This window comes from Arthrobacter sp. Edens01 (assembly GCF_001307035.1).
Lineage (GTDB): Bacteria > Actinomycetota > Actinomycetes > Actinomycetales > Micrococcaceae > Arthrobacter_B.
This window is the reverse complement of record NZ_LKIU01000002.1, coordinates 855,490-869,527: the sequence shown is the minus strand read 5'-3', so window position 1 is coordinate 869,527 and position 14,038 is coordinate 855,490. Positions and strand designations below refer to the sequence as shown.

The following is a 14,038-nucleotide window of genomic DNA, read 5'->3' as shown; positions in this document are numbered from 1 at the left end:
TAAATGTGTTACAGACACACAACCGGAGCCAAGGAAAATTGGCTGCACAGTCATGCACTAAATTCGAAACCAGCTAAAAAAACCATCCACACCCACGGGGTGGGCAGGACAGCCAATTCAACCAATCAATAAATAATCGGTATCAATAAACTTGGCACACTATTGAGTTCTCAAACAACAGGCACATCCGGCCTACTCAGAAAAACCATTCCCAACCGGAAACTTTCTTTTCTTTTCGCACCGCTGTGATGTTTTACCAGCATATTCCATCCAGGCCGTTTTAGCAATTCGGTGAATTCCGAAGAATTCCCACCAAACCGGCTATAAAAGCCCTTCCGGGTCCACGCCAAAGCATCCGGATTTACCCGGTGGATTGGAGTGGGTTTTCGTTTCCGTTCCGGCCTCAACGGCTCGGCGGCAACTCACTCAACTTTACACATCCGGTGAGCCCTGCGCAACTCGGCAGGTCTGTGATCTCCTGCACGGGTTTGCGGGCCCCGATGCTGCGCTTCTAACGGGTTCCGGCGAGCCGGCCCGCGTATTGGCGCATTTCTATTCTAGGGAACACTGTCCGTCCCAGTGCAAGCTGGGAGCGCGTGGGGGTGCTCACACCCACAGGGCGTTAGCCACGGACCCGGAGATACTCCAGTTGGGCAGCTACGGAAAGCTCCGCCGCGCCCCGCACGGATGCAGGAACGTCCGCATAGACGGCGTCCGTGACCTGCTCAACGGTGGCGTCCTCCCCCAGCAGGGAAAGCACGCCGCGGATCTGGGCCAGGCGCTCATCGCGGTGGTCCCGGTAGGTGAGGACCACTGATTCGAGGTTCTCCAGGTCCGGACCGTGGGCGGGCAGGACCGTGGCCGGTCCCAGCCGGCCCAGCTTCTCAAGGCTGGCCATGAAGTCCTGCAGTGTCCCGTCCGGGTAATCCAGCACGGTGGTCCCCCGCCCAAGAATGGTGTCCCCCGTCAGGACCGATCCGCTGGGACCGTCTGCCCGCAGCACGAAGCAGACTGAATCCGAAGTGTGCCCCGGAGTCGCCAGCACCTGGATCTCCACGCCGCCGGCCACGATGACCTCGCCGTCCTGCAGCGGCTCACCGCCAAAGCAGAACGCCGGATCTGCCGCACGCACAGGAGCGCCGGTCAGCTGGTGGAAGCGTTTGGCGCCCTCGGTGTGGTCGGGATGGCGGTGCGTAATCAGCACCAGTTCCACATCCCCCGCCGCTGCCAGTCCGGCAAGGTGTTCCTCATCTGCCGGCCCGGGGTCCACGATCACGCAGGGACCGCCCGCTTCGGCAGCAAGGATGTAGCTCTTGGTGCCGTCCAGGCTCATCGGGCCGGGGTTGTCGGCCAGCCGGTACCGTGCCAGCGGAGTACTGCGGACCACTTGGCCCGGCACCGGCTGCGCCGATTCATTCATGCTTTCTCCTACGCCAGACGGGTGAGCCAGCCGCGGGTATCCTCCACGGCGCCGGTCTGGATACCCAGCAGCTCACGCCGGATGGACATGGTCACTTCGCCTGCGGCGGCTTCCGGGGACCCAATGGTCTCGGTCTCGGACTTCAGTTCGCCAACGGGGGTGATGACAGCGGCGGTACCGCAGGCAAAAACTTCGGTGATGTCGCCGGAGGCAACGCCGTCGCGCCATTCATCCAGCGTGATCTTGCGTTCTTCAACCTTGAGGCCGCGGTCCCGGCCCAGTTCGAGTACGGAATTGCGGGTGACGCCGCGCAGTATGGTTCCGGTGAGCGCCGGGGTGACCAGCCGGCCGTCCTTGAAGACAAAGAAGACGTTCATCCCGCCGAGTTCTTCAATGGCGTTGTCATTGAACTCGTCCAGGAACAGCACCTGCTGGCAGCCGTTGGCTTCGCCTTCCATCTGCGCAATCAGGGACGCTGCGTAGTTGCCGCCGCACTTTGCTTCGCCGGTGCCGCCCCGGCCTGCGCGGGCGTAGTTGGTGGAGAGCCAGATGGATACCGGCTTCAGTTCTCCGCCGAAGTAGTTGCCTGCCGGAGAGGCGATGACGCGGTAGGAAACCTCACGGGCCGGCCGCACACCCAGGAACGCCTCTGTGGCGATCATAAAGGGACGCAGGTACAGGGACTCACCGTCGCCGGAAGGAACCCAGTCCCGGTCCACCGCGACAAGCCGGCGCAGCGATTCAAGGAAGAGTTCTTCGGGCAGCTCGGGCAGCGCGAGGCGGCGGGCTGAGGCGTTCAGGCGTGCGGAGTTGGCTTCGGGACGGAAGGTCCAGATGGACCCGTCCTCGTGCCGGTAGGCCTTGAGTCCTTCGAAGATTTCCTGGCCGTAGTGCAGTACGGCCGCTGCGGGATCCATGGCGATGGGACCGTACGGCTCAATCCGTGCGTTTTCCCAAGTGCCCTCGCCTGCTTCCGAGACCCGGTAGTCAATGACGGCGGTGTGGTCCGTGAAGTGGTTTCCAAAGCCCGGGTCAGCCAGGATCGCGGCGCGTTCCTGCTCTGACTTCGGCTGGGCGGATAGCTTCTGGGTGAACTCCAGAGCGCTGACAGACATTATTCCTCCACGGTGAACGGCGCGGCCGTCGTTCGTCTTCCTATTGATCGGGTACCTGTTGAGCTTATGACACAGCTGCGGCGATCGCATCGCCGATTTCTGCGGTGGTGCGCGTGTTTCCTGCCCGGGCTGCGACGTCGGCTTCCACTGCGCGCTCTACCCGGGCTGCTTCTTCGGTGAAGCCGAGGTGTGCCAGCAGCAGCGCTGCGGAGAGGATGGCGGCTGTGGGATCGGCCTTCTGCTGCCCGGCGATGTCCGGTGCGGAGCCGTGCACCGGCTCAAACATGGACGGGAAGGTTCCCTCCATGTTGATGTTGCCGGAGGCTGCCAGCCCGATTCCGCCGGTGATAGCTGCAGCCAGGTCGGTAATGATGTCTCCGAACAGGTTGTCGGTCACGATCACGTCGAAGCGTGAGGGGTCCGTGGTCAGGAAGATCGTGGCGGCGTCGACATGCAGGTAGTCGACTTCCACCTCGGGGAAGTCAGCGGCAACCGCTTCCACGGTCCGCTTCCACAAGCTGCCGGCGTAAACCAGGACGTTGTGTTTGTGGACGAGGGTCAGCTTCCGGCGCGGCCGTTCGCTGGCGCGGCGGAACGCATCGCGCACCACGCGTTCGACGCCGTGCGCAGTGTTCAGCGAAACCTCGGTGGCGATTTCATGCGGGGTCCCGGTCCGCAGTGAGCCGCCGTTGCCGACGTAAGGGCCTTCGGTTCCTTCCCGGACCACGATGAAATCGATATCACCGGGATTGGCGAGGGGGCTCGCGACGCCGGGGTACAGCTTGGACGGGCGCAGGTTGACGAAGTGGTCCAGGCTGAAGCGCAGCTTCAGCAGCATCTCGCGCTCGATCAGGCCGGACGGCATCTTCGTGTCACCCGGAGCGGCGCCAACGGCACCGAAAAGAATCGCGTCATGCTGCTTCAGGGACTCAAGCGTTTCATCCGGGAGCGTCTCCCCGGTGCGAAGCCAGTGCTCGGCACCGAGCTGGTACTCGGTGAGGTCGAACTTCGCCGTACCCGACGCGGTTACCGCCTTCAGTACTTTGACGGCTTCCGCCGTGACCTCGGGACCGATTCCATCCCCGGGAATGACGGCCAGGGAAATAACCTTCGACGCTTCTTCGCTCATGGTCCAATTCTAGGAAGAGTGTCCAGATAGCGGTCAACACGTATCACATATTGAGACGCACGACGGCGGAGCTCCAGTAACGAGCCGCCCTCACCTGCACTGGGCGGAGGCACTGCCGGGACCGCAGCACATACAGCCCGGAGTTCAGACCAGGGAATGACGCGCGGATGCAGGAACGGCCCTAAAGTTGTTGTCCATGCTGCTGCACCAACGCCTTTATGCCTGGACCCAGGCCAACCCGTTCAAGGTTGATCTGGCCGGCGCCCTGCTGGCAATCCTGTTTTTCGCGTTTCCGTTCCTGCTGATGGGCGTCGGTGAAGGACTGATCGAGTTCTTCCTCTCTCTGGCAATCTGCCTGCCGCTGGCGTGGCGGCGCACCCGGCCGGTTCCGGCGGCCGCAGTGATGGCCGCGGCCTGCCTGATCCAGCTCCCCTTGGTTCCGGAGACAGGGCTGCCGGCAGACGTCTTGGTCCTGGTGATGGTGCATGCACTGGCTGCATACGCTCCGCGCTGGGCGAGCCTCGCCGGACTCGCACTTGCCCTGATCGGCGGCGTACTCCTGATCCTGCAGTACGTGGCGCGGCCCACCATATCCGGCGTAGGGACGGCGGCCAGCCTTGCCAACGGAATGATCTGGTTCTGGTTGATAATGCTGGTGGCCGTCGATGCCGTGGTCCTTGTCTGCTGGACCTTCGGTGACCTGGCCCGCACCCGCCGCCTGGCCATGGAGTCGCTGCGCGACCGGGCCCGCCGCCTCGAAGTCGAACGGCAGCAGGAACGGGACCTGGCAGCGGCAGACGAGCGCACCCATATTGCCCGCGAAATGCACGACATCGTGGCGCACTCGCTTTCAGTGATCATTACGCAGGCCGACGGCGCCAGGTATGCGAGCGCCCAGGACCCGGAAATCGCGACGGCTACCCTCGGCACTATCGCCGAGACGGGCCGGGGCTCGCTGCGGGAGATGCGGCGGCTGCTCGGCGTCCTGCGCGGCGACGACGGCGCCTCCACCCGTCCGCTGCCTTCGCTCGCGGACATCGGTGATTTGGTGGAGGGGGTCAAGCGCGCGGGACTGGATGTTCAGGTGCTTACCGCTGGCGCCATGCGCCGGGCCCTGCCGGCCGGAGCGGAGTTGACGGCCTACCGTGTGGTGCAGGAGGCGCTCACGAACGTGCTCAAGCATGCCGGCCCACTGGCGCGTGCCAGGGTGGAACTGGACTGGACAGCACGCGGGCTCGGCATCACGGTGACTGACGACGGGCGCGGTGCCGGCGCTGACCCGGCGCTCAACGCAGGCACACCCAGCGACGGCGCCGCCCGGACTCCCGGCGCGGGCCAGGGCATCGTCGGCATGAAGGAACGCGTGGCGCTCTACGATGGAACGTTGGAAGCCGCTCCCGCCACCGGCGGAGGATTCCGCGTCGACGCATTCATTCCCTACACGGAGGCCTAACAGGCATGACCACCCCCTCCCCCGGTGCTCCCGGGGAGACTGATACTTCCGCACCCATCCGGGTGGCGCTGGTTGATGACCAGCAGCTGGTCCGCGGCGGGTTCAAGATGCTGATCAATTCCCAGCCGGACCTCACGGTGACCGCTGAGGCCGGCAATGGCGCCGAAGCCGTGCGCGTGCTCTCCCAGACACCCGCCGACGTCGTCCTGATGGATGTCCGGATGCCGGGCATGGACGGCATTGAAGCTACCGCCAGGATCCTGGAGCAGGCAGGCTCCCGGGAGGCGGAGGTCAAGGTGGTGGTGCTGACAACCTTCGACCTTGACGAATACGCACTGTCCGCCATCCGGGCCGGAGCCAGCGGCTTCCTGCTCAAGGACGCCCCGCCCGAGGAACTGCTCGAGGCGATCCGCACCGTGTACCGCGGTGATGCGGTGATTGCGCCGTCGACCACCCGCCGGCTGCTGGACCACGTGGCGCCCATGCTTCGCGAGCCGACCCCCGAGGTGAGCCGGCACGCAGCGAGCGTTGAAACCCTCACGCCCCGCGAGCGCGAAGTCTTCACCCTTATCGCCGGCGGGCTCTCCAACCCGGAGATCGCAGCGAAGCTCTTCCTGTCCGAAGCAACGGTCAAGACCCATGTGGGGCACATCCTGGCCAAGCTCGGCGCACGCGACCGGGTGCAGGCTGTTGTCATCGCCTACGAGACGGGTATCGTCACCCCGTAAAACCGGAGGTGTCCCTTGGCTTCTGCAGACGACGTCCGTACTTTCTGTCTCTCCCTGCCGGGAGTAACTGAACGGACCAGCTGGAACCAGCCTGCCTGGTTCGCCCGCAGCCTGATGGCCAGGATGTGGGAAGACGGGGTGCTCACCGTCAAGACCGAGGAACGCGAAGGGCTCGCCGGCACGGATCCGGAGACCTATTTCTGGACGCCCCACCACAACCGGTCGCCGCTGCTGGTCCTGGCCCGGCTGGCCCGCCTGGACATGGCAGAGCTTGAGGAACTGCTGCTCGAGTCTTACCGGATAGCCGGCCCGGTTCCACCCACGGGATGAGACGCGGCCCGGGATAACCCGCCCCTGACCCGATGCGGCGGGCTTGGTGCCGCGGATAGCGTTGAAGGCATGACAACCCTTACTGAGCACCACGCTGTGCCCGGCCCCGGCAGCTCCACCGCTGCCGCCGCCGCACAGGCCCTCAACAAGACCTACGGAAAAGGCGACACCGCCGTCCATGCGCTCCGCGACGTCGACGTCCGGTTCGAGTCCGGCACCTTCACCGCGATCATGGGTCCGTCCGGCTCGGGCAAATCCACCCTGATGCACTGCCTGGCCGGCCTGGATACCGCGGACTCCGGCAACATCTGGATCGGCGGAACCGAAATCACCTCGCTCAAGGACGCTGACATCACCCGCCTGCGCCGCGACAGCGTCGGCTTTGTATTCCAGTCCTTCAACCTGGTTCCCACGCTGACCGCCGAGCAGAACATCACCCTCCCGGTTTCCCTGGCCAACGGCAAGGTTGATACCGAATGGCTCGCAGAGATCACCCGCACCCTTGGCCTCGAAGGCCGGCTCAAGCACCGCCCCCACGAACTCTCCGGCGGCCAGCAGCAGCGCGTCGCCGTCGCCCGCGCCCTCCTGACCCGTCCGCACGTCATCTTCGGCGACGAGCCCACCGGCAACCTCGACTCCCGCTCGGGCGCCGAAGTGCTTTCACTGCTGCGCCGCTCCTCCCGGGAAATGGGCCAGAGCATCATCATGGTCACCCACGATCCGGTGGCTGCCTCCTACGCGGACCGCGTTGTGCTGATGAACGACGGCGCGCTGGTGGGCGAGCTCTCCAATCCCACCCCCGAGAGCGTGCTGGCCGCCCTGACGAAGCTGGGGGCATAACGGTGCTGCAGGTAGCCCTGGCGCAGGTGCGCCTCAATGCCCGCCGCTTTATCGCCGTCGGCGTTGCGGTGATGATCGCCGTCGGCTTCCTCACCGCCACCTTGATCATCAATGCCTCGTCCAAGGCTTCCCTGACACAGAGTGTGGGGCAGAGCTTCCGCAACGCGGACCTGGTGCTTTCGGCCGGTTACGACGACGACGCCGAGTCCTGGGCCATCCTCGACGAAGAGACTGCTGACGTCGCCCGCAGCATGGACGGCGTGGAAGACACCTACACAGTGCTCGCCGCCTCCGTGGCGGTTCGGGACGGCCGCGGAAGCTCATACGCTGTCCTGGCCAATCTCCCGGCCAACGATTCCCTGCTCCCGGTGGATGTGGTGAAGGGCAACCTTCCGGCAACTGCCGGCGAGGTTGCCATCGACGAACAGACCGCCGAGCGCCGGGGAATAACCGTCGGGTCACTGCTGCCCGTGGTATCGGCAGAGGACTTGGAGGGTGCTGAAACCCCCCTCACCGTGACTGCCCTGGTTGAAGCCTCTTCGGATCCCCGCTCGATGGGCACCGCCCAGCTCTACGCAACCGAAGAGACCACCGAGCCCTTCACCAGCATGGAATTCGGCTTTGGATCCATCCAGCTCGCACTGGCAGAGGGCGCGTCTGTAACAGCCGTCCAGGCTGCCCTGACGCAGGCACTCAGCGATGCCGGCATCAAGGCCGTGACGGTACGCACTGTGGAGGAAGAGACCACCGAGCTCATGGCCGGCTTCACCGGCGGGCAGGACAGCCTGACTGTCATCCTTCTCGCTTTCGCGGCCGTCGCACTCCTGGTCTGCGCCCTCGTAGTCTCCAACACCTTCTCCGTGCTGGTAGCTCAGCGCACCCGGGAGCTCGCCCTGCTGCGGTGCATCGGCGCAGGCCGGTCACAGATCCGGCGTTCCGTGCTTGTCGAGGCCCTGCTGGTGGGGGTCGTGTCCTCCATCGTCGGCGTGCTGGCGGCAGTGGGCCTGGTGGGCGGAATCGTGGCGTACCTTCAGACCCTCCCGGAAAGCGGCTTCGCCACCATGGACGTCCCGCCGCTGGCCGTTGCGGCCGGTATGGCGGCAGGGGTGGTCCTCACTGTCCTCGCCGCACTGGTGCCGGCCCGTGCGGCGACTGCCGTCGCGCCGCTCGCAGCCCTTCGCCCCGCCGAGGATGTACGCGCCGGCACACGCAAGGGCCGCGTCCGGCTTATCGCGGGCCTGGTGCTGACTGCCGGCGGTGCCGCCCTGCTGGGCTACGGCGCCTACGACGGGGACCTGCTCATCGCCCTCCCGGGCGGAATCCTCAGCTTCGTCGGCATCCTGATGTGCTCCACGCTCTTTATCCCGCCACTGGTCCGTGCCGTGGGCTTCCTGGCTTCCCCGCTGGGTGTTCCGGGCAAACTGGCTGCGGTAAATGCGGTGCGAAACCCGCAGCGGACGTCGGCCACATCATCTGCCCTGCTCATTGGCGTGACCCTTGTGGTCATGATGATGACGGGCGCCGCCACCGCCCGGAGCGCCTTCAACGACACCCTCGCCGGTGAGTTCCCGGTGGACGTCACCGTCCGCGGAGCCATTCCAGTCGAGTCTCCGTTCACGGCGAAAGATGCCGTGGCAGCGGCAGCCGTTGAAAATGTGGACCGTGCCGCCTTCCTTCCGGTCGCCGGACTGATTGACAGGAACGGAGAAGAAGTTCCGGTCTATGCCCTGGACTCTGCTGACAGCCCGGTCCTGCAGGACGCTGCCATGGTTCCCGCAGCCGGCACCATCACCATGCCGCAGGGAACCAAGGAGGAGACCCTCACTGTGCGCGGTGCCGGAGGAGACATGGAACTGAAGGTTGTGACTTCCGAGAGCCGCTCCTTCTCCCCCCTGGTTACCACTGAAACCGCTCAGCTGCTGGGCGGTGTACCGGAGGAGCAGACGCCGGAACAGTTCCGGGCCCAGCCGCTTCTGTGGATCGCCATTGCCGACGGCCTGAACACCTCGGCGATCATGGAGCTCCAGTCGGCCCTGTCCGAGACACTGAATGTGCAGGATTACCAGATCGCCGGTGCCGTCATTGAACGCGCAGCGTTTGAACAGGTGATCGATGTGCTGCTGATGGTGGTCACCGGACTGCTGGGGGTCGCCGTCGTGATTGCACTGGTGGGCGTGGCGAACACCCTCTCCCTCTCCGTCCTTGAACGGACCCGGGAATCCTCCCTGCTGCGGGCCCTGGGCCTGACCAAGGGCCAGCTGCGCGGCATGCTGGCGCTGGAAGCGGTGCTGATCGCCGGAGTGGCTGCCCTCATCGGGCTCGGGCTCGGAGCGGTGTACGGCTGGCTCGGAGCCCAGTCGGCACTTGGTGCCTTCGCGGATGTGGTCCCGGCCCTGCCCTGGGCACAGCTGGGCGGAGTGCTCGCGGTGGCCCTGGTGGCAGGGCTCGGAGCCTCGCTGCTTCCGGCCCGCCGGGCAGCGCGCCTCTCCCCCGTCGCAGGACTCGCCGCAGACTAAGCGCGGCGTGTACAAAGCGCGGGGCGGGCATCCAGGGGATGCCCGCCTCGCGCTTTTTGCGTCTGATCTGCAAAGATACAAAGCATACTGATAACCGTGCCGGCGGTTTTCCGCCGCGCCAGGAGCAGAGAAGGAGCCCCGCAATGCCGCAGACAGAGCCCGGCCGAACACCCCGGCACGAGTCACTGGCCGCCTACCTGGATGACCACCTCCTGGGAGCGGAAACCGGAGTGCGGCTGTTCAAGGCGGCGCGCACAACGTGGGAGGGCACCAAGTATGAAAGCGTCTTCGCAGATCTCGTGCAGCAAATCTCCGACGAACGCGACGAACTGGAGACCCTGATCCTGGCGCTGGGCTACCAGCGCAGCCGGATCAAGAAAGGGCTGGCCTGGATCGGCGCGGTAGGCGGGCGTCTGGGTCCGATCAATCCGCTGAGCACGGGCAAAGGGACCACCGGCCAGCTGGAGCTGGAGACGCTCCAGTCCATTGTCCGTGCCAAGGAATGCCTTTACCGGACCCTGCTGGTGCTCTCGGCACACGACCACCGCTTCCATGCCCCGCGGATCCGCGAACTGCTGAAACTCGCGCAGGACCAGCAGGACGCCGTCGCGAAGGTCATGGAGGAAACCGTTCCCTCCCGTTTCCTGGCCTAGCCCTCAGTTTCACCGAGATAGCAGAAACTGCACGTACCAGCGCTGGTACGTGCAGTTTCTGTTATCTGGATTGGGGTTACTCTGCCGGTTCCTCGTACTTCGGGAAGATCGGCGCCGGGGCAGGAAGCTCTGTCCCGGGCACCAGGGGCGTGCCCAGAGCCGCGAAGGTGCGGGACTCCCCCTCCGGCTGGCCCAGTACATCGAGCAGCTTGCCTGCGCTGCCCGGCATGACCGGCTGGATGAGGATGGCGACGATCCGCAGCACTTCCAGCGTCACGTACAGCACGGTGTTCATGCGTTCGACGTCGGTCTTCCGCAACACCCACGGAGCCTGCTCCGCGAAGTAGGCGTTGGTGTCACCGAGGACCTTCCACGTCGCTTCGAGCGCACCGTGGAAGTCCTGCGCGTCGTAGGCCTCGCGCGAAACCTGCAGCAGCTTTCCTGCGGCTTCGAGCAGCGCCTTGTCCTCTGCGGTGAACTCCCCCGGCTGCGGGACGGCGCCGGCGCAGTTCTTGGCCACCATGGAAAGGGACCGCTGGGCCAGGTTGCCCAGGTTGTTGGCGAGGTCGGAGTTCATCCGGCCCACCACGGCGTCGTGGTTGTACGAGCCGTCTGCTCCGAAGGGCACCTCGCGAAGCAGGAAGAACCGCACTGAATCCAGGCCGTACTGGTCCGCCCAGTCCTTGGGTGCCACCACGTTGCCCAGCGACTTGGACATCTTCACGCCCTTGTTGTGCAGGAAGCCGTGAATCATGATCCGCTTGGGCAGTTCCAGCTTGGCGGACATCAGGAACGCCGGCCAGAAGATCGCGTGGAAGCGGGAGATGTCCTTGCCAATGACGTGGACGTCAGCAGGCCAGTACTTCTTGAAGGTTTCGCTTTCGGTGTCGGGGAAGCCGACGCCGGTGAGGTAGTTGGTCAGCGCGTCCACCCACACGTACATCACGTGGTCCGGGTTGCCGGGAACGGGAACGCCCCAGTCAAAGGTGGTGCGGGAGATCGAGAGGTCCTCAAGCCCGCCCTTGACGAAGCTGATGACCTCGTTGAACCGGGAGCGCGGGGCGGCGAAGTCCGGCTGGGACTCGTACAGGGCCAGGAGTTTGTCCTGGTAGGCGGAGAGGCGGAAGAAGTAGCTTTCCTCCTCGGTCCAGGTCACCTCGGTGTCGGTTTCCTTGGAGTAGCGCACGCCGTCTTCGCGGACTTCGGTCTCGTCTTCGCTGTAGTACGCCTCATCGCGGACTGAATACCAGCCGGAGTACTTGGACAGGTAGATGTCGCCGTTCTCCTCCATCCGCTTCCAGATGGCCTGGGCTGCGGCATAGTGGTCGGCATCCGTGGTGCGGATGAAGCGGTCATAGGAGGTGCCCATGTCCGCTTCCATCTGCTTGAAGGCTGCGGAGTTGCGGTCCGCCAGCTCCTTGGCGGTGATGCCTTCCTTGTCCGCGGACTGCTGCATCTTCAGCCCGTGCTCGTCCGTACCCGTCATGAAGAAAACGTCGTAACCGTCCAGCCGCTTGAAACGGGCCATCGCATCAGTGGCGATGTGCTCGTAGGCGTGCCCGATGTGCGGTTGGCCGTTGGGGTAGGAGATGGCTGTGGTGATGTAGAACGGGGTCTTGGAGTCGGTTGAAGTCACACTAGAAAATTACCCTGTTTCTGCGCGGCTTGTCGCTTCGGGCCAGGCTCTGACCCAACCCGAAGCAACGTGCGTCACTGTACGTCGCGCTCCAGCACCGATGTGAGTACCGGGGAGGTGGCTGCCAGCCCGGCACGCACCAGGAGGATCCCGACCACCACGCACCCGGCCAGGAACGCCATGGCCACGGGGTTGAAGAGTATCGCCGCCCCGGTGACGGGGAACAGCAGAACGGCAGAGACGGCCGCAGAAGCGGCGCTGACCAGCACCACCGGCTGCATCACCGCACCGGTGCGCGCCGCGTCAATAACTTCCCGGGGCATCCCCATCCGGTGCATGCTGCGGTAGAGCTCAGCCCGGTCCAGGACCGTCGCCGCCTGGTTGATACCGGCCGAGCAGGCCACCATCAGGAATCCGGCGATGACGGTAATGAACACTCCTGTCATCACGTCCTGGAGCAGGAAGTCTTCCGGCCCTTCGGACTGCGCGGTCTGCAGCAGTGCAGCACCGGCACCGGCCACGACGGCGGTGAAACAGACCATGGAGAGTGCGCTGACCTGCCGCCAGGCGGCCTTCGGTGCATCCAGCACGATTCGGGCTGCGAGCAGCGCCTGCGGGGTGGCAGCCCGCCGCAGGCGCCGCTTCGCCGAAACAGTTACCAGCCACGGCCCCACCAGGTTCAGTACAGCCAGGCCCCCCGCAAAGGCGCCAAACAGGACGGCCAGCGCAAGCGCCGCCGCGCCGACCGGCGTCAGCAGCGCCGCTACACAGAGCACCACGATGAGCACCGCAATGCCTGCGCGTGACCAGTGGACTTTCTGCGCATCAGCCCGGGTACGCACGCCCAGCGGTGAAATCACCACCCGGCGCAGGCTGATCACCGAACTGACCACCGCAAGAGCCACGACGGCGGCAACACCCACCACGGCGGCGGCTGGATGCAGCCAGTAGGCACTGCCAAGCGGAGCCCCGCGGAAATGGATCAGCTGCACGAAAGGGGCGAACACGACGTAACCCAGTACACCGGCCAGGGCACCGGCGAAGGCCTGGGCCGCCGCTTCCAGGACGGTCACCTGGCGGACTGTCCGGGCAGAGGCACCGAGCAGCCGGAGAGTCGAGAGGTGTTCATCGCGGCGGCGGGCTGACAGACGAGCAGCAGAACCGCCCAATGTCAGCAGCGGAAGAACCAGCAGGATGAGGGCAAAGGCTGCAAGCAGCAGGTACAGGTTTCCCTCGTCATCTCCCCACTGGGTGAAGGACAGTGCACCGGCAAGCACTGTCAGCAGCAAGGTGGTGACCACGGCGAAGGACGCTGCGGGCAGGATCGCGGCAGCAGACCCGGACGTGCCGGGCCGGTTCAGCAGCCACGTCAGCCGCAGGGGAACCGCCCACGGGGAAGAATCCACTGCGCGCGCCACAACCGCGGATGCACTCATCGGGCCACCCCGGCGGTATCGGCGACGATCTGCCCGTCGGCCAAAGTGACCACCCGGCTGCACCAGCGGGCAACCTCGGGATCATGGGTAACTACCACCAGTGCGCGTCCCGTTCCTGCGACGGACTGCAGCAGCAGTGCCATCACATCCGCCGAGGTACGCGAGTCCAGTGCCCCGGTCGGTTCGTCGGCGAACAGCACCCGGGCTCCGTTCACCTGGGCCCGGGCAATTGCCACCCGCTGCGCCTGCCCGCCGGACAGCTCCCCAATCCGGCGTCCTTCCATCCCGCCCAGTCCCAGCGCCGCAAGGGCCGCGGCCGCTTGCTGCTCTGCAACCTGGCGCGGTGTTCCGTTCAGCATGAGGGCCAGCGCCACGTTTTCTCCGGCCGTCAGTTCGGGAATCAGCAGGCCCTGCTGGAACACGAACCCAAATTCGGTGCGGCGCAGCGCTGACCGCGCTGCATCATCGAGCGAGGTGATCTCCGCGGGCACATCGGATGCAGTGCCCAAGAGCCGCACGCTTCCGGTGTCCGGCAGGATGATCCCTGCCAGGCAGTGCAGCAGGGTGGTCTTGCCGGAACCGGACGCGCCCATGACGGCGGTGGCTTCGCCGGGCCGCACCTGGAGGCTGACGCCGGCAAGTGCTGTCGAATTCCCGTAGGACTTGGTCAGGTTGGCGGCCGCAAGCAGGGGCGCGCCGGGCAGGGATGTACTCATGACACCCATCCTGTCCCGGAGCCAGCCTGCTGCACATCGCCTTCCGGCCTGAAACATGGGCCAGCG

12 protein-coding genes are annotated in these 14,038 nt (G+C 65.3%); 6 read left to right on the top strand and 6 right to left on the bottom strand.

Annotation, left to right across the window (positions count from 1 at the left end; all coding sequences use genetic code 11):
- Nucleotides 1–622: 622 nt before the first annotated feature.
- The 3 genes from AO716_RS04445 to AO716_RS04435 form a co-directional block, all read right to left on the bottom strand.
- Nucleotides 623–1,420: an MBL fold metallo-hydrolase gene (locus tag AO716_RS04445; RefSeq protein WP_055239700.1), complete on the bottom strand. Its 798-nt coding sequence runs from the start codon at nucleotides 1,418–1,420 to the stop codon at nucleotides 623–625.
- 8 nt (nucleotides 1,421–1,428) lie between these two features.
- Nucleotides 1,429–2,535 carry a branched-chain amino acid aminotransferase gene (locus AO716_RS04440; protein ID WP_055239699.1) on the bottom strand — a complete coding sequence of 369 codons (1,107 nt, stop codon included), beginning with the start codon at nucleotides 2,533–2,535 and terminating at the stop codon, nucleotides 1,429–1,431.
- 64 nt (nucleotides 2,536–2,599) lie between these two features.
- On the bottom strand, nucleotides 2,600–3,664 hold the full coding sequence (locus AO716_RS04435; RefSeq protein ID WP_055239698.1) for a 3-isopropylmalate dehydrogenase: 1,065 nt from the start codon (nucleotides 3,662–3,664) through the stop codon (nucleotides 2,600–2,602).
- A 196-nt stretch (nucleotides 3,665–3,860) separates the two neighbouring features.
- On the opposite strand from AO716_RS04435, the gene AO716_RS04430 reads away from it, so the two are divergent.
- The 6 genes from AO716_RS04430 to AO716_RS04405 all read left to right on the top strand — a co-directional run bounded on the left by AO716_RS04430 (nucleotide 3,861) and on the right by AO716_RS04405 (nucleotide 10,184).
- Nucleotides 3,861–5,117, top strand: a complete 1,257-nt coding sequence (locus AO716_RS04430; RefSeq protein WP_055239697.1) for a sensor histidine kinase — start codon at nucleotides 3,861–3,863, stop codon at nucleotides 5,115–5,117.
- 5 nt (nucleotides 5,118–5,122) lie between these two features.
- The gene (locus AO716_RS04425; RefSeq protein WP_154579335.1) at nucleotides 5,123–5,845 is read left to right on the top strand and encodes a response regulator; all 723 of its coding nucleotides are present in this window, start codon (nucleotides 5,123–5,125) and stop codon (nucleotides 5,843–5,845) included.
- A 15-nt stretch (nucleotides 5,846–5,860) separates the two neighbouring features.
- Nucleotides 5,861–6,175, top strand: coding sequence for an MmcQ/YjbR family DNA-binding protein (locus AO716_RS04420; RefSeq protein ID WP_055239696.1), 315 nt, complete (start codon nucleotides 5,861–5,863; stop codon nucleotides 6,173–6,175).
- Nucleotides 6,176–6,244: 69 nt separating this feature from the next.
- Nucleotides 6,245–7,015 carry an ABC transporter ATP-binding protein gene (locus AO716_RS04415; protein WP_082413297.1) on the top strand — a complete coding sequence of 257 codons (771 nt, stop codon included), beginning with the start codon at nucleotides 6,245–6,247 and terminating at the stop codon, nucleotides 7,013–7,015.
- Between the two features lie 2 nt (nucleotides 7,016–7,017).
- Nucleotides 7,018–9,531, top strand: coding sequence for an ABC transporter permease (locus AO716_RS04410; RefSeq protein ID WP_055239695.1), 2,514 nt, complete (start codon nucleotides 7,018–7,020; stop codon nucleotides 9,529–9,531).
- A gap of 143 nt (nucleotides 9,532–9,674) precedes the next feature.
- On the top strand, nucleotides 9,675–10,184 hold the full coding sequence (locus tag AO716_RS04405) for a hypothetical protein (RefSeq protein ID WP_055239694.1): 510 nt from the start codon (nucleotides 9,675–9,677) through the stop codon (nucleotides 10,182–10,184).
- 76 nt (nucleotides 10,185–10,260) lie between these two features.
- Here AO716_RS04405 and metG read toward each other — a convergent pair whose 3' ends face one another.
- From metG to AO716_RS04390, 3 genes are all read right to left on the bottom strand, one after another.
- Entirely contained in the window at nucleotides 10,261–11,820 is a 1,560-nt protein-coding gene (gene metG / locus AO716_RS04400) for a methionine--tRNA ligase (RefSeq protein WP_055239693.1), read from the bottom strand.
- Nucleotides 11,821–11,894: 74 nt separating this feature from the next.
- Nucleotides 11,895–13,256, bottom strand: coding sequence for an FtsX-like permease family protein (locus AO716_RS04395; RefSeq protein ID WP_055239692.1), 1,362 nt, complete (start codon nucleotides 13,254–13,256; stop codon nucleotides 11,895–11,897).
- Nucleotides 13,253–13,972: an ABC transporter ATP-binding protein gene (locus tag AO716_RS04390; RefSeq protein WP_055239691.1), complete on the bottom strand. Its 720-nt coding sequence runs from the start codon at nucleotides 13,970–13,972 to the stop codon at nucleotides 13,253–13,255. The genes AO716_RS04395 and AO716_RS04390 overlap by 4 nt, the downstream gene beginning before the upstream one ends.
- Nucleotides 13,973–14,038: the final 66 nt, after the last annotated feature.

What these genes read in the sequence shown, in the direction of transcription:
- AO716_RS04445 (WP_055239700.1), bottom strand. Translation starts at nt 1,420, where the DNA reads ATGAATGAATCGGCGCAGCCGGTGCCGGGCCAAGTGGTCCGCAGTACT.
- AO716_RS04440 (WP_055239699.1), bottom strand. Translation starts at nt 2,535, where the DNA reads ATGTCTGTCAGCGCTCTGGAGTTCACCCAGAAGCTATCCGCCCAGCCG.
- AO716_RS04435 (WP_055239698.1), bottom strand. Translation starts at nt 3,664, where the DNA reads ATGAGCGAAGAAGCGTCGAAGGTTATTTCCCTGGCCGTCATTCCCGGG.
- AO716_RS04430 (WP_055239697.1), top strand. Translation starts at nt 3,861, where the DNA reads ATGCTGCTGCACCAACGCCTTTATGCCTGGACCCAGGCCAACCCGTTC.
- AO716_RS04425 (WP_154579335.1), top strand. Translation starts at nt 5,123, where the DNA reads ATGACCACCCCCTCCCCCGGTGCTCCCGGGGAGACTGATACTTCCGCA.
- AO716_RS04415 (WP_082413297.1), top strand. Translation starts at nt 6,245, where the DNA reads ATGACAACCCTTACTGAGCACCACGCTGTGCCCGGCCCCGGCAGCTCC.
- AO716_RS04405 (WP_055239694.1), top strand. Translation starts at nt 9,675, where the DNA reads ATGCCGCAGACAGAGCCCGGCCGAACACCCCGGCACGAGTCACTGGCC.
- AO716_RS04395 (WP_055239692.1), bottom strand. Translation starts at nt 13,256, where the DNA reads ATGAGTGCATCCGCGGTTGTGGCGCGCGCAGTGGATTCTTCCCCGTGG.
- AO716_RS04390 (WP_055239691.1), bottom strand. Translation starts at nt 13,972, where the DNA reads ATGAGTACATCCCTGCCCGGCGCGCCCCTGCTTGCGGCCGCCAACCTG.